Annotated in this window: 19 protein-coding genes; 13 read left to right on the top strand and 6 right to left on the bottom strand. The window is 59.2% G+C overall.

All coding sequences use genetic code 11. From position 1 onward, the window contains the following. The first annotated feature begins 87 nt into the window (after positions 1-87). Both chrA and FZ934_RS23375 read left to right on the top strand, forming a co-directional pair. Positions 88-1293: a chromate efflux transporter gene (gene chrA, locus FZ934_RS23380; RefSeq protein WP_153274008.1), complete on the top strand. Its 1206-nt coding sequence runs from the start codon at positions 88-90 to the stop codon at positions 1291-1293. Between the two features lie 110 nt (positions 1294-1403). Next, complete coding sequence (locus tag FZ934_RS23375) at positions 1404-1814, top strand: type II toxin-antitoxin system VapC family toxin (protein ID WP_153273234.1); 411 nt, start codon at positions 1404-1406, stop codon at positions 1812-1814. Between the two features lie 55 nt (positions 1815-1869). Here FZ934_RS23375 and FZ934_RS23370 read toward each other — a convergent pair whose 3' ends face one another. After that, entirely contained in the window at positions 1870-3354 is a 1485-nt protein-coding gene (locus FZ934_RS23370) for an MDR family MFS transporter (protein WP_153273233.1), read from the bottom strand. Between the two features lie 304 nt (positions 3355-3658). On the opposite strand from FZ934_RS23370, the gene FZ934_RS23365 reads away from it, so the two are divergent. Together FZ934_RS23365 and FZ934_RS28720 are read left to right on the top strand one after the other, a co-directional pair. Continuing rightward, complete coding sequence (locus tag FZ934_RS23365; protein WP_153273232.1) at positions 3659-3841, top strand: hypothetical protein; 183 nt, start codon at positions 3659-3661, stop codon at positions 3839-3841. Positions 3842-3974: 133 nt separating this feature from the next. Beyond that, positions 3975-4190: a hypothetical protein gene (locus tag FZ934_RS28720; RefSeq protein ID WP_432443657.1), complete on the top strand. Its 216-nt coding sequence runs from the start codon at positions 3975-3977 to the stop codon at positions 4188-4190. Between the two features lie 271 nt (positions 4191-4461). Here the strand turns inward: FZ934_RS28720 and FZ934_RS23355 are convergent, their stop codons facing one another. Together FZ934_RS23355 and FZ934_RS23350 are read right to left on the bottom strand one after the other, a co-directional pair. Then, positions 4462-5748, bottom strand: coding sequence for a GGDEF domain-containing protein (locus FZ934_RS23355; protein ID WP_153273231.1), 1287 nt, complete (start codon positions 5746-5748; stop codon positions 4462-4464). 158 nt (positions 5749-5906) lie between these two features. After that, positions 5907-6917 carry a YeiH family protein gene (locus FZ934_RS23350; RefSeq protein ID WP_153273230.1) on the bottom strand — a complete coding sequence of 337 codons (1011 nt, stop codon included), beginning with the start codon at positions 6915-6917 and terminating at the stop codon, positions 5907-5909. 100 nt (positions 6918-7017) lie between these two features. Here FZ934_RS23350 and FZ934_RS23345 point away from each other — a divergent pair, with 100 nt between their 5' ends. The 5 genes from FZ934_RS23345 (at position 7018) to FZ934_RS23325 (ending at position 13732) form a co-directional block, all read left to right on the top strand. Then, on the top strand, positions 7018-7890 hold the full coding sequence (locus FZ934_RS23345) for a LysR substrate-binding domain-containing protein (RefSeq protein ID WP_153273229.1): 873 nt from the start codon (positions 7018-7020) through the stop codon (positions 7888-7890). A gap of 235 nt (positions 7891-8125) precedes the next feature. Further along, complete coding sequence (locus tag FZ934_RS23340) at positions 8126-10102, top strand: methyl-accepting chemotaxis protein (protein WP_153273228.1); 1977 nt, start codon at positions 8126-8128, stop codon at positions 10100-10102. Positions 10103-10377: 275 nt separating this feature from the next. Then, positions 10378-11184, top strand: a complete 807-nt coding sequence (locus tag FZ934_RS23335; RefSeq protein ID WP_153273227.1) for a phosphate/phosphite/phosphonate ABC transporter substrate-binding protein — start codon at positions 10378-10380, stop codon at positions 11182-11184. A 214-nt stretch (positions 11185-11398) separates the two neighbouring features. Continuing rightward, positions 11399-12412, top strand: a complete 1014-nt coding sequence (locus tag FZ934_RS23330) for a fatty acid desaturase (RefSeq protein ID WP_153273226.1) — start codon at positions 11399-11401, stop codon at positions 12410-12412. 306 nt (positions 12413-12718) lie between these two features. Next, positions 12719-13732, top strand: coding sequence for an aldo/keto reductase (locus FZ934_RS23325; RefSeq protein ID WP_153273225.1), 1014 nt, complete (start codon positions 12719-12721; stop codon positions 13730-13732). A 50-nt stretch (positions 13733-13782) separates the two neighbouring features. Here FZ934_RS23325 and FZ934_RS23320 read toward each other — a convergent pair whose 3' ends face one another. After that, positions 13783-14697, bottom strand: a complete 915-nt coding sequence (locus FZ934_RS23320) for a LysR family transcriptional regulator (RefSeq protein ID WP_153273224.1) — start codon at positions 14695-14697, stop codon at positions 13783-13785. Between the two features lie 218 nt (positions 14698-14915). On the opposite strand from FZ934_RS23320, the gene FZ934_RS23315 reads away from it, so the two are divergent. Continuing rightward, positions 14916-16118, top strand: coding sequence for an MFS transporter (locus tag FZ934_RS23315; protein WP_153274007.1), 1203 nt, complete (start codon positions 14916-14918; stop codon positions 16116-16118). Positions 16119-16420: 302 nt separating this feature from the next. Beyond that, entirely contained in the window at positions 16421-16675 is a 255-nt protein-coding gene (locus tag FZ934_RS23310; protein ID WP_153274006.1) for a hypothetical protein, read from the top strand. 3 nt (positions 16676-16678) lie between these two features. Here the strand turns inward: FZ934_RS23310 and FZ934_RS23305 are convergent, their stop codons facing one another. Next, positions 16679-17152 (bottom strand): hypothetical protein, encoded by a 474-nt coding sequence (locus FZ934_RS23305; RefSeq protein WP_153273223.1) that lies wholly within the window; start codon positions 17150-17152, stop codon positions 16679-16681. A 158-nt stretch (positions 17153-17310) separates the two neighbouring features. Between FZ934_RS23305 and FZ934_RS23300 the strand changes: the two genes are divergently transcribed. Continuing rightward, a complete protein-coding gene (locus FZ934_RS23300; RefSeq protein ID WP_153273222.1) occupies positions 17311-18072 on the top strand; it encodes an exonuclease domain-containing protein in 762 nt (253 codons plus the stop codon). Between the two features lie 51 nt (positions 18073-18123). Then, positions 18124-18603, top strand: coding sequence for a DUF6634 family protein (locus FZ934_RS23295; RefSeq protein WP_153273221.1), 480 nt, complete (start codon positions 18124-18126; stop codon positions 18601-18603). On the opposite strand, the gene FZ934_RS23290 is transcribed toward FZ934_RS23295, so the two are convergent. Further along, positions 18600-19589, bottom strand: a complete 990-nt coding sequence (locus FZ934_RS23290; RefSeq protein ID WP_153273220.1) for a potassium channel beta subunit family protein — start codon at positions 19587-19589, stop codon at positions 18600-18602. The two genes, FZ934_RS23295 and FZ934_RS23290, sit on opposite strands and share 4 nt — an antisense overlap. Positions 19590-19598 lie beyond the last annotated feature (9 nt).

The raw sequence follows: 19598 nt of genomic DNA, 5'->3' as shown, positions 1-19598 counted from the left end.
CATTGAGCTATGTCATGATCGTGTCACGCTGACGAAGAATAAGCTCTGCCCCAGGCGATAGAGGAGATCGGGGTGGATACTGATGGCATCAGGAGTGAGCGAGTGGCGGCCGCTGCAGGAAACTCTGGAGAAGTGTTCGGCGCGTTCCTCAAGCTTGGCTTGACGTCATTCGGCGGACCGATCGCGCATCTTGGATACTTCCGAGATGAACTGGTCATCCGAAGAAAGTGGCTGGACGAGAGAGGCTATGCGGACCTTGTCGCGCTCTGCCAGTTTCTGCCAGGGCCCGCATCGAGCCAGGTTGGGTTCGCGCTCGGCTTGATGCGCGCCGGTCCGCTTGGCGCACTTGCCGCATCGACGGCGTTCACGCTCCCATCCGCCATTGTCCTGGTCGTGTTCGCGATGGCGGCGACTGCATTCAACAATCCTGTCGGACAGGGATTGCTTCATGGCTTGAAGCTCGTGGCGGTCGCGGTTGTTGCGCAGGCTATATGGGGCATGGCAAAATCGCTCACCCCAGACCGGCCGCGTGCGGCAATTGCCATAGTCGCGGTGTTTGCCGTCACCTTCGGGGGCGTTTTTGGACAGTTGGCGGCGATTGTCGTCGGGGCATTTCTCGGCCTTCTGCTCTGTCGACAGATCGCCTCGCAGGAGGGCGGAACGGTTTTGTTCAACATATCGAAGCGGGTCGGAATGATTTGCCTCCTGGTATTCCTTGCGCTGCTGGTGGTGCTGCCCGTCGTCGCCTCCTATGCCAATCTCCACGCTATCAGCTTATTCGACGCATTTTATCGTTCGGGCTCGCTGGTGTTTGGGGGCGGCCATGTGGTGCTCCCGCTTCTGGAGGCGGAAACCGTCCAAGTGGGCTGGATCTCCAATAGCTCGTTCCTCGCCGGCTATGGTATCGCGCAGGCCGTGCCTGGCCCGCTCTTCACTTTCGCGGCCTATCTCGGAGCCGCTATGGAGGCTTCTCCGAACGGCGTCCTTGGCGCTGTGATCTGTCTTTCTGCGATCTTTCTGCCGGGCTTCCTTCTACTCGTTGGAACGCTGCCGTTCTGGGGCGGATTGAACCGGTTTCCGCTTGCCCGGGCAGCGATGAGTGGTGCCAACGCCGCGGTCGTGGGAGTGCTAGGCGCGGCGCTCTATAACCCTGTCTGGGTCAGCGCGGTGTTGTCGCCCAAAGATTTCGCCCTCGCTCTGCTCGGCCTGCTTCTTCTCATCGTCTGGAAAATGCCTCCGTGGACTGTGGTCATTCTCCTGGCAGCCGCCGGTACGCTGGAAGCGCTGATCTAGAGGTCACCGGATAGCGCATCGCTGAAGAGAGCCGGTTGGATTGTCTGCGCGCGACGCTAGCTGACGCAACATTGGCGTTGCAGGACAATTGACTGCAGGAGGAGGGCCCAGTGAAGAAGCGGTTTGCGATAACTTACGATGTCGCGTTGTTGCTGGCGAAGGACGAGGCAAAGGTGCCTAAGGACCACGCCTTGGTTGCCCCGACGCTCCTGCGATCGCAGGTGTTGTCGCAACTCTATTCTGCCGTCCGCAGTGGCGATCTTGCGAAGAAGGAGGCTGATGTTCAGCTCGACTATCTTCGAGGGCTGCAAATTCGGCTGCTTGGCGATCGTGTACTACAACGCCACGCGTGGGAGATAGCCAACACGCTTGACTGGCAAGATACCTACAGTGCCGAGTACATCGCGGTAACACGGCTTCAGGCGGATGCACTGGTGACCTTGGATCGCGATCTTGCTACGGCGGCGCGGTCGTTTGTCCATGTTGCCTCTATTGAGGACCTGCTTGTCGCAGCCGCCTGATAATCGCGGCGGCGACGAAGCCGGCCGCCTTCAGCAGGCAGATGCTTTCGTGCGGTCATTCCACCACGGTCGGAACGTCGTTCTCGGCGCGACCCCGCAGGGACTTTTCCGGCATGAGGTGGAGCACGAGAAGTGATAACGCCATGGCTGCGGCGCATGCGAAGAAAATATAAGCGAAAGGCGCGGCCGATGTGGCTGTCGCGCTCGACGCGGTCAAGCTTTCGCCGCCAAGGGGTAGGCCATTGCCGAGCGCGATCGCGCCAAGAACTGCGACGCCCAAGGCTCCGCCGAGTGACCGCAGGAACGTCAGCACGCCTGTGGCGACGCCAAGATGGGCCTGATCCACCGCATTCTGAACCGAGATGGTCGCGACCGGAAACGTCATGCCAGTCCCGAAGCCTGCGCCGATGGTCAGGAGTTCAAGCACAAGTAGCGACGAGCGACCGGCCAGGAAAGCCAGCGCGGCGAGGCAGATCAGGCTAAAAAGGGCGCCGGCGATCGCGATCATCTTGTAGCGCGCGACACGCGGGATGCTGCGGCCGCTGACCGTCGCTCCGACAACGGCACCGAGGAGCAGGCCAAGCATGGCAACGCCTGAGCCACCGGCTGATAGGCCGTGGAATGATTGCATGTAGACGGGGAGATAAACCGAGAGGCCGACGTTGGCAGCCTGCGCAGTGAACATGGATAGCGTCCCGTACCGCACGATCGGATTGCCGAGAACTTCCAGCGAGATCAGCGGCTCAGCCGTGCGTCGCAGCCGCAAGCCGAACATTGCCCAGAGGGCAGCGGAAGCGCCCAGTAATCCTGCTATCGTCGGGGAAAGCCATGAATAGCGGCTGCCGCCCCAGTTGAGAGCAAGTAGCAAGATGGCGGTCGCAGCCACGAGGAGGGCGGCGCCGGCGGCGTCTATCCGGTGCGTACGTGCGGCGACCGGAAGCTTCTTCAATGGATTGTTGATGATCGCGAGTGCCACCAATCCGAGGGGGAGGTTGATCCAGAAAATCAGGGACCAATGGAAATGTTCGGCGAAAGTGCCTCCCAGCAGGGGTCCGGCAATGCTCGCCACCGCCCAGGTACCGGAGATCCAGGCAGCATATTTCGCGCGCTCGCGCGGCGGCACCAGATCGCCGATAACCGTCTGTGAAAGAGCGAACAGGCCACCGCCGCCAAGCCCCTGGACAGCGCGGCCGAGGATCAGCACCAGCATACTAGGCGCAAGTGCGCTGATCAGTGATCCAATAAGAAAGATGATTATGGCGGCGAAAATAGTCGGTCGCCGTCCGCGCACATCCGAGATCTTGCCATAGAGCGGCGCCATGGCGGTCGCGGTGAGCAGATAGCCTGTCACAACCCAAGGAAGATACTCGGCGTGCCCGAGTGCCTTGCCGATCGTCGGCATGGCTGGAGCAACGATCGTCTGGTCCAGCGCGGCGAGCAACATGGAAAGAAGGACGCCCGCGATAATGACGTTCTTCTCGGACTCCGACAGAGCGGATGGCGTCACGGCCTTCTCTGTCTGACGGGATATATCGTTCATTTCCTCAGTCCCATCTTCCGCTAGCCTGGCCAAGGCATCAGTCGCGACGAAGCCCTACAACGGCGGCGAGCGCCAGCCAACCCTCCGCGAGCCTTCGTCGAACGGTTCGTGAAATTAATCCATCGGAGCGAGAAGTCTGCCGCATCACTGGTTGCCCATCTGGCCCGATCTTGCATGGGAGGGCCGGCGTTGTTCGTTGCCATGCTCCCAGTTCTTTCACGGGCTTTCGCGCTGTTTCGCAAGGGAACAATTCGGGTCAGCGATGATTTTGCTTCCGCCGAGCTTGATCGCAAAAGGAGACGAAATGAGCTGGTTGATAGGCATCATTCTTGGCATTCTTCTGCCTTGGTTGATAAGGCGGCATGCGCTGTTGCATGCCTTCTCTTTCTTTGGTGTCGGCGCAGGATGCACGCTTTGGTCGGTGATCTGCATCGTCACTGTCCCGATCATGATCGTTGTCGTTTTCGTGTATCGAGAGGTGTTCTGAACTCCGGCGCTACAGTTGCAGCGGCGCTTACCATTGCCGATCTGGCACTTTCTCTGCGGAACACCTGCCGGGTTCCAAGTGTTACCTCCTAACTGGAGCACAACGGAGAAGATTTAACCAGCGGAGAAAACCTATGTCCTTCAATGTATTAATAGTAGAAGATCAGCCTTTGGTCGCTCTCAATCTTCAAGATACCGTCGAGGAACTTGGGCACCACGCTGTTGGCATCGCCAGCAATATGTATCAAGCGCTGTTGCTCGCCGATCATGTGGACATGGCACTTGTCGACGTCAATCTCGAGGGCCGACTGGCCCGATCGTCGGGCGAACATTGGCGGAAGCCGATGTGACGGTGCTGTTCATGACCAGCGATCCGGGCGTTCTCAGAGGTGGGGTTCCCGGCGCATTGGGCGTCCTTCAGAAGCCTGTCCTTGATCTCGAGTTGATCGAATCAATACAGTTTGCAGCCGCTCGTAGAGCAGGACGGACGGATATTCACCCACCGAGAGGTCTGTTGGAATTTCCGCAGGAAGTGCCCGGCGAAAATGGAATGCCTCCATTCGGATTCTCGTCCTAATAAAACTGCCTTCAATGCCGGAACTTTGGAGGCAATGAACGATATCAGCGCTGTACCTCGCGCGCGTCGGCGGGATAGATAACCACACGGTTGCGGCCGGCTCTCTTCGCGAGGTACAGCGCTTTGTCGGCGTGGCGCTGGAGCATTTCGGACGAGACGGATTCACCACCACGTTTGTATGCAGCGAGGCCGATGCTGACGGTGACATAGGGTCCGAGGGTGGAACTTGGATTGGGCAGGGATGCGGCTTCGACCCGGCTTCTGATTCTCTCGGCTACGGTTGATGCGTCCTGCCCGTCGGCGTCCGGAAGAAGCACGAGGAACTCCTCCCCACCATAGCGTGCTACATGATCACGCTCGTCTCGCAGGCTGCTTTGTATGATCCCCGCCACCTTCACCAGGCAGCGGTCCCCTTCGCCATGGCCCAGGCTGTCATTGAGCTGCTTGAAGTGATCGACGTCGCACATCAGGATTGCGACACCTTTCATCGGTTCAAGATCCTCGCTCCAGGCCCGGTTGAGGGTTTCCATCATCCATCTGCGATTGGCGATGCCCGTGAGAGGATCGGTTCGGGCAAGGAGTTCCAGGCGCGAGTTGGCGTCCGTCAATTCTGCGAGGCGTGCGCGATCGCGCAGCTCAAGCAGGAATGTCTTGTGCGCCAGGATATTTGCAGTTCGACGGGCGACCAGTGTCGCAATCACGCCGCTCGCGAAAAAGAGCGCGCCTGCAAGGGCGCTTCCCGTTCTGATGTCCGGATTTTGCAATTGGAAGACCAGATAGAGGCTGAGCGCGAAAACTGCGATCGACATCGACCATTTGAGCGGGATGGGAAAGATGATGATTGCCGTTACCGCGACAAAGATCATGATCGTCAGGTGCCGCTCGTAATATTCGCCCCCCGCATTGACCGCAACGAGAGCGACCGACAGCAGGATCAGGAACATGCCCAACTGGATAGCGGTGTCCTGCATCCACAATGGGCGGGGCTTCAGGAATACGGCGCCGACCGCGAGAGCGACGGGAGGCAGGATCGAAGCTGGCGCGAGCATGGGAACAACCGAGCCGGGCGATAGCAGCACTGCGTTGACGGCCAGTGTCAGCACGTCGAGAACGATGACCCAGGCCATCCAGGCTCTGATGATTTTCGCTGTCGACGACCAAGACCTGGCGCGGAAAAGTCCGGCGAGATCGGCGCTCAGGCGTATGTCGCGCGTACGCCCCGCGAGAAGGCGATCAACTTCGTCAACGATCTCGGGCGTCAACCGTTGAGAGGCTTTTTTCGCGGACGTTTTGATCGTGTCTGAAGAGTTGGCTACTCGGTCAGTGTCCATGCCTTGAGATTTAGGGCGGAAGCAAGCATGTGACCATGCGCGGCGAAAAGGTTGAAAGCCTTATCTTAACGAGTTTTGGCGCGACACCGGGCACGGGAAGCTGCTTCATGCCGGAACGGATCTCCAGCGGCAGGAACGTCTATCTGCGTGAGCATCCCTCAGTTCGCATGCAGGATCATCAATCCAACCACACTCATGGTGGCGAGCGCCAACATGGAGAGAATGCCGGCAAGAAGGACACGGCCGCCGGATGCGAAGACGGTCCGCATGTTCACGGACAGCCCCAGCGCCGCCATGGAGACGATTGTAAGGTAGGTCGATCCGGCCTTTGTAATGGTGAGAATCGTGGTTGGTATCAGGTCGAGGCTGCGCAGAAACATCATCCCGAAGAAACCGACAATGAACCACGGCACAAGATGTGCCAGCGACGGTCGGGCTACGCTCTGGTTGCCCTTCTTCAGTCTCAACAGCAGGACGACCGGGCCCAGCATCAGCACGCGCATCAGTTTCACGAGCGTGCCGATCTGAACGCTTGCGACCCCAATTGGCGCCGTGGCGGCAAGCACCTGCGGGACCGCGTAGACCGTCATGCCGGCCAAGACGCCATACTGCCATTCGCTGAGGTGACTGGCAGGAAAAAGGGGTGGCAGCACGAGCACGACGACGATCCCGAGCGCGGCCGTAAACGCGATCGAAGCAGCGACGTCGTCGGAGCGCGCGCCGATCACAGGAGCGGCGGCGACAATGGCCGAGTTCCCGCAAATCGAGTTTCCGCAAGCCACCAGCGTGGCAAGGTGGTCATGCAATCCAAGCACCCTGCATATGCCGTAGCTGATCATCAGCGATAAAAGCACGGTGCCAACAATAACGAGGATCATCTTCGATCCGGCGTCGGCAACAGTCGCGACGCTCACGGAAGCACCGAGGAAGACGATCGCAAGCTCCAGAAGAACCTTGCTCGAAAACGCGACGCCGGGCTTCAACAACGGACGCAGCCCAAAGACGGTATGCCAGAGGGTGCCCAGCAGGATTGCAATCACGAGCCCGTCAAGGAGCTCGAAACCAGTCAGGGTTCTTTCTCCGAAGACCATGAGCTGGGACAGGGCAGTTATCGCGATAGCGGCGATTGTGCCGGGAATAATCTCAGGCAATTTCGGGAAGGTCGACATGAAAGCTCCAATGCACTTGGCATTTGAAGGCTATTCTTCCATTCCGTTTTGATCTATCGAATAATAATGGATGTTTCATTCTGTAAATGAGAACGGTTGCGTGACGTTTGAACAGTTGACCATTTTCGTGGCGGTTGCCGAACGCGAGCATCTGACCCAGGCGGCGGTCGCTCTGCGGCTGACGCCTTCTGCGGTTAGTGCCTCGATCAAGGCGCTTGAGAACTTCTATTCCGTCGTGCTCTTCGACCGCGTTGGCCGCGGCATCCGGCTGACCAGGAAGGGGAAGGTGTTTCTGCGCGAAGCAAAGGAAACGCTTGCCCGCGTGAAGACGACCGAGGCCGTTCTTGCCGAGTTGGGTAACCTCAGCACCGGACAGTTGGATGTTCATGCAAGCCAGACGATCGCCAACTACTGGCTGCCGCCACTCCTTCTCGGGTTCTCGCAGGCCTATCCGGGCGTGAACGTCAATCTTACGATCGGGAACACCGCGACAGTCGCCGCCGCGGTGATCAATGGTGACGCAGAACTCGGCTTCATAGAGGGGACGCTGGATGAACCCGCACTTTCCAGTTCCACCATCGCGAACGATCGGTTGGTGGTCGTCGCCGGTGCTCGCAATCAGCACGAGGTGCGCGCCGAGGACCTGATGCGAGAATCCTGGATCATGCGGGAAGCGGGGTCGGGAACGCGCTCAGTGCTTGAACAGGCACTTCGCGAGATGGGAATCGATCCGGCTTCGCTTAACGTTTCTCTCGTTCTCCCCTCGAACGAGGCGGTACTATCGGCGGTGCGAAGCGGCACCTGCTTGACGGCACTCTCCGAGTCGATCGTGACGCCGTTCGTCGAGAACGGGCAGTTGCGAGCACTCGACGTCGAACTTTCGCCGCGGCGGTTCACGTTGCTTCGGCACAGGGAACGGCACCGTACAGCTCCCGCCCGAGAGTTCGAAGCCTATTGCCGGGCCTACGCTTAACGACACGTGGCGCCTTGTGCGGTCCTGACAGAGGCAGGGACTAGGTTGCCTACGGTTGCGCGACGTCGCGCGATCCTGGCTCAAGTCATGTCTAGATGTCGCTAATTGACAGATCTGAATGACAAATAATGCGGGTGCAGATTTGTATCCCGTTAAACTCTAGGCTGTTACGCACGATCACCCTCCCTTGGCCATGACGGCTGCAATCCGCCAACTGCAAATATCTGGAGTTCATATGAGAATCCGTGGCAAGATCTACGCGATCGTGGCCGTCATGGCGCTCGTCGCTCTGCTGATCGGCTCGATCGGCATCTATACAATCAACGTCTACGACGACCGCGTCGGCGCGCTGGAAAACATTTCCATGCGAAGCAAGATGGGCGAAAAATTGAACCGGCTGGTGACGGCAGTCGTCATGGACCTCCGGGGTGCATACGCCGCCGAATCCGCCAAGGCGTCACAGACTTATGCGGATGGTGCATCGAAGTCGCTCGCTCAGATGAACGAGCTTCTTGCCGCCTGGAAACCTGCCGTTCCGGATTGGGAGAAGACGGAGTTCGGCCAGCTCGAGCAGGCCGCGCAGGCGTTCACGACACTCCGCACCGAAACCGCGCGCTTAGCCGTTACCGAAGGTCCCGCCGCCGCAAGCAAGCAGGGCAACACCGACGAGAACCGCGCCAACCGGAAGTCGTTCCAGAAGGAAATCGACGACATCGTCGCCGCGGACGAGGCCCGCCTTCGGGAGGTAACCGAGGACCTTCGTACCTTCCAGCAGAACGTCCTGATCGCCACGCTCGTAGCGACACTCGTTGGTATCCTCGGCGGTGTCGGCCTCGCCTTCTATATCGCGACGCACCAGGTCAGCCGGCCGATTGGTCGCGTTACTGCAACGATGAAGTCGCTCGCGGACGGGGACTACTCCACCGAAGTGCCGTATGTCGGCCGCCCCGACGAGATCGGCGATATGGCCGCAGCGGTCGAAGTGTTCAAGCGCAATGGCATCGAGGTCCAGCGCATGAATGCTCAGGAAAGCGCAATGCGCCAGAAGAGCGACAGCCTCCAGGCCGGTCTCGCGACCGTCGTCTCTTCGGCTGCCGACGGTGACTTCTCGCGCCGTATCGACAAGACCTACGACGACGAGAACCTCGATGCCTTTGCTCGCAACGTCAATGCGCTCGTCTCCTCGGTCGAGATCGGCGTCGGTGAAACGAACCGGGTGGTGAGCCTGCTTGCCGACGGCGATCTCACGCAGACCATGCATGGCGATTTCAAGGGCGTCTTCGCTCAGTTGCAGCGCAACGTGAACAACACGATCTCTCGACTGCAGGACACCATTTCCGACATTCGTTCCGCGAGCGATACGCTGAGCGGTAACAGCGCCGAACTGCGGGCATCCTCCGACAGCCTGTCGAAGCGCACCGAGCAGCAGGCTGCGGCCCTTGAAGAGTCTTCCGCCGCCCTCGATGAGATCACGGCCGTGGTGAAGAACTCGACCGACCGGGCGAAGGAAGCGAGCCGCATGGTCTCTGACGCGAGAGATCGTGCCGGGGATTCCGCACGCATCGTTGCGAGCGCCATCGAGGCTATGGGCGCAATCCAGCACGCCTCACAGGAGATCACGCAGATCATCAACGTCATTGACGAGATCGCTTTCCAGACGAACCTTCTTGCACTGAACGCTGGCGTCGAGGCAGCGCGTGCCGGTGAGGCGGGCAAGGGCTTTGCCGTCGTCGCGCAGGAAGTGCGAGAACTCGCGCAACGGTCCGCGACCGCGGCGAAAGACATCAAGACGCTTATCAACAAGTCGGCGGAAAGCGTCGGCTCCGGTGTGCAGCTTGTCGAACAGACAGGCAGCGCTCTGGGCGAGATCGAAAACTACGTCGTCGAGATCAACGAGCGCATCCAGTCTATCGCCACAGCATCGCAGGAGCAGTCGACTGGCCTGGCGGAGGTGAACACCGCGGTGAACCAGATGGACCAGGTCACGCAGCAAAATGCTGCAATGGTCGAAGAGACCTCGGCCGCGACGCATAAGCTGTCGTCGGAGGCTCAGAACCTCGCGAGACTGGTATCGCAGTTCAAACTACGGCAGGTCGCTGCGCGGCTCGCTGCCGCGTCCGATCGCCAGACCGAGATGCCTGCGATTCATCGCCTGACCGCTCGGGTCGCCAAGGCCGTAAATGGCCGCGGGTCCGACTGGCAGGAGTTCTGAGGAAATCTACTTGAGTAGCGGGAGGCGGCAGCGAGCATTCGAAGCCGCCTCCTGAATTATCTGCGCGTGATGCGGCAGACATAGCTGTCTCGCCTCATGCTCGGCTTTGATCAGAGTCGACATACCAAATCTCACGAAGCCCTCGGGCGGATGAAGAGAGCATCGCACCATATTTCAGTTGATCTTTCGATCACAAGAAAACTCTTCCGCGGCATGAAACGCGTTGCGATTAATCCATGTAATGCATAGATTTTTTGATCTTCTTGGAGTTTCCGATGCGCCTTGCCAGTCTTGCCATGTATGTAAGTCCGCCGCCGGTCGCCGAGGCGACAGAACGGTTATGGGAGGCTCTGGGCGATCGGATCCGCGACTATGGGCTCGATGCTCCAGTTCGGCTGAGCCATGACATCCGCTACGATCAGGCCTGGCTCGACACCAATCTGCTTTTTGGGCAAACCTGCGGATATCCATATGTCCAGCGCCTGCGCGGAACGGTGCAACTGGTTGCCACACCCGTTTATGGATTGCCCGGATGCTTGGGGCCACTCAAATGCAGTTTCATCATCGTGGCGGCCGGTTCAACGGCGGAAACGGTTGAAGATCTTCGAGGTGCTCGCGCCGCCATCAACGAACCCGGCAGCAATTCCGGCTACAATCTCTTTCGTCATTTTATCGCGCCTTATGCCAAGGGCGGGCGCTTTTTTTCGTCGGTGATCGAGACCGGCGGCCATCGAGCAAGCATCGAGGCTGTTGCGAGTGGCGCGGCCGACATTGCTGCAATCGACTGCGTAACCTATGGCAACACCCTTCGTTTCGATCCGGCCGGCGTTGCCGGTGTGCGAATCCTTGCCGAAACGGCAAGAGGCCCGGGACTACCTTTCATAACTGCGGCATCTACCTCTGCCGACGAGCTGGCCATGCTCCGCCGGGCTCTGGCGGATACGGTATCTGATAGGAACCTTTCTGCCGTATGCGACATACTCTCGCTTCAAGGCGTCCAGGTCTTGGAAGACAGAGACTATGACGTGCTGGTTGGATTTGAAGGGGAGGCAACTGCCTATGGCTATCCCGCAATCGCTTGAGGGCTGACGGTGCGCGTTGCCGTGGCAGCGGACGCTTCTCGCTGCTGCTCGGTTCAGGGCAATTGTCCAGCAATTTAATAGAGTAATATTTTCCGTTTCCACCTGTGTATATGGGGGATTTTCTGTTTTTTAAGCCGTTGTGAGAACCCGGTACGGTGCGGCCCAGTGGTGGCACAACGTATACTTTCCGAAGAATCAGCGTCCTTCGGAGCAAATGGTGGCCGATCTAACATCTTCTGACCGCAATGCAGTTGAGCACCCGAGACACATTTCCGTTGCACGCGTAGAATGGCAGACAGTTTTACTTACCGGCGTGATCTATTCAGGGTTCGTCGCCATCACATGGTTCTGGGAATCGTTGCCGCTTATTCTTGTGGTTGTTCTCGGAGGATGGTTGGTCGCTTGGCATGGTTCGCTCCAGCATGAAGTCATTCATGGTCATCCGACGCGAAATCAAACAATCAACGACGCGATCGGCTGGCCGCCGCTCTCGCTTTGGCTGCCTTATCCGATCTATCGGCAGGCACACCTGGTTCATCACAGGGATGAGCATCTGACCGACCCGATCGAGGATCCGGAATCGTCCTACTTCACACAGGCAGCATGGGACCGGTTGGGAAGCGTGGGAAAACTGGTCGCTTCGTGGAATATGACCCTGCTTGGCAGGCTGCTCATTGGTCCGTTTGTCATGATCGCGAGTTTTCTGGCGCAGGAAACGGTGATGATCGCCAACGGCAATCGCAAAAGGGCGCTGATTTGGCTGCAACATGGATTGGCGGTCGCTGCCCTGCTCGTCTGGGTCATGGTCGTCTGCAAAATGCCGTTCTGGGTTTACTTCGGCTTTGTGTACGTCGGCGCCGCACTGACGCGATTGCGGTCATATGCCGAGCATCGCTATGCCGACCATCACGATGAGCGGACGGCGATCGTCGAAAACAGCCCGCTGTTCGGTCTGCTCTTTCTCTACAACAACCTGCACGTTCTGCATCACCAGCGACCAGGAATTCCGTGGTATCGAATTCCTCGCCTCTATCGTCGGGATCGCAACCTGTTCGTCTCCATGAATGGCGGTCTCGTCTACGACGGATATCTCGACGTTGCCCGGCGCTATTTCCTGAACCCGCACGATGATCCGCGCCATCCTAGGCACAGCCTCCCGAGTGAGTTTGCGCCTGTGCACCAGGAGTCCGCCGCTTCCACCGTGCCGGTACAATTAAGTGGCGCGTAGGCAGCGCAATATCATCGACTTTGAGCGTCGGCGCCGTCCGCAGGCATCCTTGAAAGCGATGCCGTTCGGGGCAATCGGCGAGTATCGGTTGTGACAGCAATTGGCCAAGGGAGAAGGTGCAGCCCGCTCTCATCAGGGCAGTCCTGCTCCGGCTTACGTGCTTTTACATGACAGCTTGACCATCTGTGAATTTCCTTCTCATATCTTGCGAACCTTCACCGGCTACCGCCGCTGCCTCTTGCATTCTATCTCTTCTTTCAACAGGGACCGGCCCTGGTCACATCGCCGGCACGAAAGGATAAGATAATGACTCTGAAGGATATTCTGCCGAGCAAGCTCGGTTTTGGTGCTGCTCCACTCGGCAACATGTTTCGTGACATTCCGGAACAGGAGGCGATAGAAACTGTCGAGGCTGCATGGAGGGACGGCATCCGCTATTACGACAATGCGCCCTTCTACGGGGCCGGTCTTGCCGAGATCCGCATGGGTGATGCGCTTGCGGACAAGCCCCGCGATCAATACGTCATCAGCACCAAGGTCGGCCGGGTCATCCTCGATGAGATCGAGGACGTCAGCGCGCGCGATCTCGGCGAAAAGGGCGATGTCTTCAAATACGGCCGTCCCAACAAGATCGTCAACGACTACTCGGAAGATGCCACCCTGCGCTCGATCGAGGACAGCCTGAAGCGGCTGAAGACAGACCGTATCGAGATCGCCTGGGTTCATGACGTGGCCCAGGATTTTTATGGCGACGAGTGGCTCAGTGTGTTCGAAAGCGCGCGCAAGGGTGCATTCAAGGCGCTGGACCGGTTGCGCGACGAAGGGGTGATCAAGGCCTGGGGTCTCGGCGTCAATCGCGTCGAGCCGATCGAGTTGCTGCTTGCACTTGACGGTCCTCGTCCGGATGGCTTCCTGCTGGCTGGCCGCTACACACTGCTCGATCATGATCGTGCCCTTCAGCGCCTCATGCCTCAGGTGGCGGAACGTGGTCTCGGTATTGTCGTTGGCGGTCCCTATAGCTCAGGCGCGCTCGTCGGCGGCCCGAACTTCGAATATGCGCCGGCGACACCGGCGATCCTCGACAGGGTGGCACGGATCAAGGCGATTGCCGATCGTTATGGTATCAGCATGAAGGCCGCGGGCCTCCAGTTCTCGCTCGCGCATCCGGCGGTCGCGGCGGTCATCCCCGGCGCCAGCAAGCCTGGCCGCATCGCGGAGGATCGGGCAGCTCTCGACGAGGTGGTTCCCGCCGATTTCTGGCGCGAGATCCGGCAGGCGGGCCTCGTCAATCCCGATGCGCCTTTGCCTATCCACGGCTGATGGTAGCCTGATCGACGCAACAAGCCTCGTTCACCTTCGGGTGGCGAGGCTTAGACCGTGGGATCAGTCGCCAGGAATGCCTGCATGCGCGGGACGGTAAAGTCGAGGAAGGCGCGCACGCGCGCCGGCATCAGTTGCGTACCGCGATAGAGTGCATGGATATCGTCGAATTCGACGACAGAGCTGTCCGCCAACACCTCCACCAGTTCGCCTCGCGCGATCGGGCCGCGGACGTGATAGTCGGCGATGCGCCCGATGCCTGCCCCTGCAATGGCCATTCGCCGAATGGTCTCGCCGTTATTGACGAGCAGCGTGCCGCTCAGCATGCGCTCCACGATACGGCCGCCCTCGCGCATCGGCCAGACGGGGTTGGCGCGGCGGAAGTTGAAGCCGATGCAATTGTGCTTGAGCAGATCTTCGGGCGCTTGCGGGACTCCCCATTTTTCGAGATAGGCCGGCGAGGCGACAATGCGTCGCTGCGTCGTGCCGATCTTGCGGGCGATGAGGTTGGAGTCCGGAAGCTTCCCGACCCGGATCGCGACATCGGTGCGGTCGAGATAGAGGTCGACGGTATCGTCGGACAACGAAAGGTCGATAATGATCCCCGGATAGGCGTCCCAGAAGGCAGGCAGGATAGGCTCCAGCGCCGCGACGCCGAACGTCACCGAACAGCTGACGCGGATGATGCCTTCTGGCTCCGCGCCGCCATGCGCGATCTGTTGTTCCGTCTCGTCGAGTTCGGCAAGGAGTTTTTGGCTGCGCTCATAGTAGAACTCGCCCTCCTTGGTCAGCACCAGCCGCCGGGTAGAGCGTTCGACGAGCCTGATGCCGAGCCGGTTCTCAAGCCGCGCAACGAGCTTGGAGACAGTGGAGGGCGTCATCAGAAGCAGTCTCGCGGCTTCCGAGAAGCTGCCGGCCTCCACGACCTGCACAAAGACCATCATCTCACCCGCGCGATTGTCCATGGCACATCCCCGATTTCAATTCACAAGAGCACTCGGGATCTTAGAGGCGGATATCAATTGCCGGAAGTCTATCTGTGAATTTCTTTCTCAAATGCTGGGAAGGTCGGCCGTCTACTGATCCTCGGCTCGATGTGAGATCTAATCATCAGAGCAGCACGCAGGACTTGAACTCCTCGAAACGACTGTTCCGCCGATTTGTTCTAGAAAGGATCATCATGATGGCAACTGTCTCGGAAGCCCAAGTCTTTGTTCCCGCACCGACCGCTGGTGCCCGTTCGCAGAAGTTGACGTTGCTCGCGCTGGCGCTCGGCAGCTTTTCGATCGGAACGTCGGAATTCGCCAGCATGGGTATCATTCAACTCTTCTCGGATAGCCTTGGTATCAGCGTGCCGGAAGCGACCAATGCGATCACCGCTTACGCCTTCGGCGTCGTCATCGGCGCCCCTCTGGTGACGCTCGCCGCAGCCCGGCTCAATCGCCGTACACTTCTTCTTCTTCTCATGGGCCTTTTTGTCGTCGGCAACGTGCTGTCGGCCGTCGCTTCCAACCTCGGTTTTCTGATGCTGGCACGCTTTGTCAGTGGCTTGCCGCAGGGCGCCTATTTCGGCGCGGGCGCCGTGGTTGCTTCCTACATTGTTGGACCAGGCCAGGCCGGCAAGGCATTCGCTATCGTGATGACGGGGTTGACGGTCGCAACCATTGTTGGCTCGCCTCTCGCCACCTTCCTCGGTCAGACGATCGGCTGGCGCGAAACCTATCTCGCCGTAGCGGCCTTCTCGATGCTTGCGTTCGGCGCCATCTGGCAGTGGGTGCCACGCACCAAGGCACTTGATGGCGTTCCTGTCATTCAGGAAATCTCCGCTCTGCGCAGGGGAGAGGTTTGGGGTGTCATGCTCGTCGCTGCCCTCGGCGTTGCCAGCATCTTTGCGGTCTATACGTTCATCGCGCCGATGGTAACCGATGTCGTCAAGCTCGCTCCCGAGATGGTTCCGGTCGCACTGGCTCTGTTCGGCCTCGGCATGACCGCCGGCAATATCTATGGCGGCAAGCTTGCTGACCTCTATCCGGCACGTGGTATCGTCATCGGTTTCGGCAGTGCTCTCGTTATTCTCGCGGCCCTTGCCGCTGGTGGGGGCCACTCGTGGGTCTTCTTCCCAGCGATGTTCGGCGTCGGAGCCGCCATGATGGCCGCAATCCCGACGATCCAGGTGCGCCTGACCAAGTTGGCTCCGGAAGCTCCAAGCCTGATGGGTGCCATGAATCTCGCATCGCTGAACGTCGCAAATGCCGTCGGCGCCTGGGCAGGCAGCGTAACGATTGCCGCTGGCTACGGTCTCCTCTCCGCCGCCTGGGCTGGCTTCGCCGTGACCTCTGCCGGACTGGTGATCTTTGGCCTGACGCTGCTGCTAAGGAGCCGGTGAGATGATCCGACCGCGATTTGGCGGCAGGGCTTGGATAAAATAGAGGAATGGTGTGTGAGAGCTCGAATGCCTACAGGCGTTCGAGCTCGTAAAGTGAAGTCGGCAACAAGGGCCGTTGGCCAGGCATAGTAGCGGGGCAGTTTCGGGAGCACCTTGAAATCAAGTGCGACAGCAAAGCACTCTTACGACGTGTTCTGATGCGTATTATGAATGAGACTGCACCGTTGAACTTCTACGTCGAAGCAACGATGGCGTCTTGAAGACTAGGAGGCGGTTCGATGGCACGCCGAGCGCGAACTGAGATGGCAATTGTTTTCGCAGTGTTGGCGGTTGGAGCTGCCGGCTGTACCACCTCGTCCGCAGAAATTCGGCCTCTGCCGGGCAGCCTCACATACAATGGCAGGGTGATCCATTCTCCCTACAGGCCGGGTACCGTGGTAAAGTACACCTTCCTCGGAAAATTCGGTTATCGGGTATCGGAACGGTATGTCGTTCAACCCGATGGAACGCTCAAGCTGACCTATCAGAACGTTGGCCAGGACTATTATATCGAGTAGCGGCTAGTTATCGCTCGCGAAATCGACAGACGAGATTTCAACCGACCATTCCAGATCTTTTGGCGACGGCCCACCTGGTAGTGTTTCGAGGCCTCTATAGTGGTTGAGAGCCCAACATGTTCCGTAGGTTCCATGAGGCTCGATGATCTTGTAGCTGGTGAGATAGTCGGAATATGCCTCGATGCTGAAGCCCGGGCGTTTTGCGAGCAGCCGAAAACGTATCACATTTGCCTGACGCTTGGAGCCGTTGGTGAACTGAACAAAGACAGGCTTCGCTGGGTCGAGGCAACCGTCGGTCCCCTTGCTCGCCCCTACGACCAGACTGGCCGAGTCGTTGCGGTCGGATTGCTGAAGATAGACATATGTCGCGACGACGGCGCCGACGAAGATAATGACGATCAGGGCAAATAATGTTGGGCGGGGAAACAGGAAATAACACACCAGCACGATCGGAACTGCGAGTAACAAGAGGATCATTTGGCCTGCTCCATTCCAGTCATGAGCTAATGCACGGATGGACCGCATGCAAGGTCGGCGGGTCGTGGTCGTGCTTTTGGAGGAGTTTGGCTCGGCTTTTTCCGGGAAGATGCCGCACCGGTGTGCGGTATCGCGCCTGGTGCACTACATAAGTCGTCATGCTGAGCACGACTGAAAATCCACGCATACGCGTTATCGATCTCGAGACCGGCGGAAACGGCGCGAACGACGTCTGCGAGATCGGATGGCAGGATGTCGTCCCTGATGCAGATGGCCGCTGGCAGGTCGGCGAGGATCGCGGCGCGCGGTTCGTCAACCCGGGTCGTCCGATCTCTCCGGATACGATGGCGGTGCACCACATACTCGACGCGCAGGTCGCGGACGCGCCATTGTGGAAGCAGGTCGCTCCAAGTGTGCTTCGACCGGTCGGCGGCGTCACGGCCTTGGCGGCCCATCGCGCGGCATTCGAACAGCGGTATTGCAGACCGAGCATGACCGGAGGGTCTCCGTGGATCTGTACATGGAAGTGTGCGTTACGCGTATGGCCTGATCTTCCGCGCTTCTCGAACCAGATGCTGCGATACCAGCGTATGCCGGTCGGACTGGTGCACGAGATCGGTCTTCCCGCGCATCGGGCGATGCCTGATGCATATGTGACGGCCCATCATCTGCGCGACCTTTTGAATGAGGCGTCACTTGAGCAACTGCTTGCCTGGAGCCTTGAGCCCGGACTCCTGCCACGGGTGCCATCCGGACCGGACCGCGGAAGACCGTGGGATCGGCTCACGTCGGATGCCTTGATCGAGTTCACCCGGAACAAGGACATTGATGTCAGGTTCTCGGCGAACAGCGAACTTCGCCGTCGTGGTGAAGGCGATTCCGGACAAACGATTGAGGTGGTGCAGGACCGACTTCTATGATTTTGCTGCGTTTTCAATAGCGGCGGGGATGCCAATGGAGAACAAAGAGCGATGACATCGGCACCAAGCAAAGCCGAACTGGCGACAGCCCCGATCCTTAAAGGGTGGCTGCTGGAACATGCCGCAGACAGCGAGCCGTGGCTATACGCGTGGTTCTTCGGTGATCCGGATGTCGAGGATGGGGACCACGGTCATGCATCCGCTGTGCTGCAGATCGATGAGAGTTCTCCGCCAGGCTGGGCGAGGACAGAAAGCCAACTCTATCGTCTGGGCGCTTCGTACCCTCCGGCCGAGCGCGAGATCCGTTACTGGGCGCAGAAGCTGCGCAAGCGACTTTTCCTCCCGTTGGGAGATGCTCCCGGAGGCGGCAACGACATCGATGAGATGATTGCCTTCATCCGGGAAGAGAGGCCCTTCCCGGAGCGAAGGTTGATGCGCATGGAACTGGCGTATCGGGAAGAGCGCGAGCGATTGACCGAAGTCGATGCGCTACGTGTTCCTGTCCCGACCGCCGAGATCCCAATCCGTTAGAATCGCTGTGGTGCCGCAGGCTTGTTGCCGACGATGGCGTCAATCCGCGCGAGCACGTCCGCGGTGACCTTTTCCTTGTTCGACAGCGCAGCCAGATTATCTTCCAACTGGCTTTTCCGCGATGCGCCGAGGATGACGGTCGAGACGTGGGGGTTCGCGAGGCACCAAAGCAAGGCGAGATGCGTGATCGAAACACCGATCTCATCGGCAAGCTTCGCAAGCTGACGGACATGCTCGAGCTGAGTGCGGCCCGCCGGGCTGGACAGTTTTTCCTTCAGCCATTCGTAGCCGGGAAGGTTCATGCGGCTGTCATCGGGTACGCCGCTGTTATATTTCCCGGTCAGGACGCCTGATGCCAGCGGCGACCAGATGGTCGTTCCCAAGCCGAGCAGGTCGTAAAGGCGCAGATAATCGGCCTCAACTTTCTGGCGCTCGAAGATGTTGTACTGCGGCTGCTCCATCGTCGGCGGGGTGATGCGCAGGTCGCGCGCGACCGCGTAGGCTTCTGTCAGCTGCTGCGCTGACCATTCGGATGTTCCCCAGTATAGAACCTTCCCCTGCGCCACGAGATCGTGCATCGCGCGCACGGTTTCCTCGATCGGGGTGTCGATGTCGGGGCGGTGGCAAAAGTAAAGGTCCAGATAGTCGACCTGGAGCCGCTTCAGGGCGGCGTGTGCGGCGTCGGTGACGTGCTTTCGCGAAAGCCCGCGCTGCGTCGGCTTTTGTCCTCCCCAGAACACCTTGCTCGAGACGATGTAGCTGTCGCGGCTCCATCCGAGCGTCTTGAGCGCATTGCCCATGACGACCTCCGAATTGCCGCTTTCATAACCCTCGGCATTGTCGAAGAAGTTCACGCCATTGTCGTAGGCGAGTTTCATAAGCTCGACCGCATCCCGACCATCGACCTGCTTGCCGAAGGTTACCCACGAGCCAAATGAGAACTCACTGACCTTCAGGCCAGACTTTCCGAGACGACGATATTCCACGATGAACCT

The organism is Rhizobium grahamii (assembly GCF_009498215.1).
Lineage (GTDB): Bacteria > Pseudomonadota > Alphaproteobacteria > Rhizobiales > Rhizobiaceae > Rhizobium > Rhizobium grahamii_A.
The sequence above is the reverse complement of the archived record's forward strand: the minus strand, read 5'-3'. Positions and strand labels throughout refer to the sequence as shown.

Coding starts and splice junctions, on each gene's coding strand:
- FZ934_RS23370 (WP_153273233.1), bottom strand. CDS start 3,354: ATGAACGATATATCCCGTCAGACAGAGAAGGCCGTGACGCCATCCGCT.
- FZ934_RS23365 (WP_153273232.1), top strand. CDS start 3,659: ATGAGCTGGTTGATAGGCATCATTCTTGGCATTCTTCTGCCTTGGTTG.
- FZ934_RS28720 (WP_432443657.1), top strand. CDS start 3,975: ATGTCCTTCAATGTATTAATAGTAGAAGATCAGCCTTTGGTCGCTCTC.
- FZ934_RS23355 (WP_153273231.1), bottom strand. CDS start 5,748: ATGGACACTGACCGAGTAGCCAACTCTTCAGACACGATCAAAACGTCC.
- FZ934_RS23350 (WP_153273230.1), bottom strand. CDS start 6,917: ATGTCGACCTTCCCGAAATTGCCTGAGATTATTCCCGGCACAATCGCC.
- FZ934_RS23340 (WP_153273228.1), top strand. CDS start 8,126: ATGAGAATCCGTGGCAAGATCTACGCGATCGTGGCCGTCATGGCGCTC.
- FZ934_RS23335 (WP_153273227.1), top strand. CDS start 10,378: ATGCGCCTTGCCAGTCTTGCCATGTATGTAAGTCCGCCGCCGGTCGCC.
- FZ934_RS23330 (WP_153273226.1), top strand. CDS start 11,399: ATGGTGGCCGATCTAACATCTTCTGACCGCAATGCAGTTGAGCACCCG.
- FZ934_RS23325 (WP_153273225.1), top strand. CDS start 12,719: ATGACTCTGAAGGATATTCTGCCGAGCAAGCTCGGTTTTGGTGCTGCT.
- FZ934_RS23320 (WP_153273224.1), bottom strand. CDS start 14,697: ATGGACAATCGCGCGGGTGAGATGATGGTCTTTGTGCAGGTCGTGGAG.
- FZ934_RS23315 (WP_153274007.1), top strand. CDS start 14,916: ATGGCAACTGTCTCGGAAGCCCAAGTCTTTGTTCCCGCACCGACCGCT.
- FZ934_RS23310 (WP_153274006.1), top strand. CDS start 16,421: ATGGCAATTGTTTTCGCAGTGTTGGCGGTTGGAGCTGCCGGCTGTACC.
- FZ934_RS23305 (WP_153273223.1), bottom strand. CDS start 17,152: ATGATCCTCTTGTTACTCGCAGTTCCGATCGTGCTGGTGTGTTATTTC.
- FZ934_RS23300 (WP_153273222.1), top strand. CDS start 17,311: ATGCTGAGCACGACTGAAAATCCACGCATACGCGTTATCGATCTCGAG.
- FZ934_RS23295 (WP_153273221.1), top strand. CDS start 18,124: ATGACATCGGCACCAAGCAAAGCCGAACTGGCGACAGCCCCGATCCTT.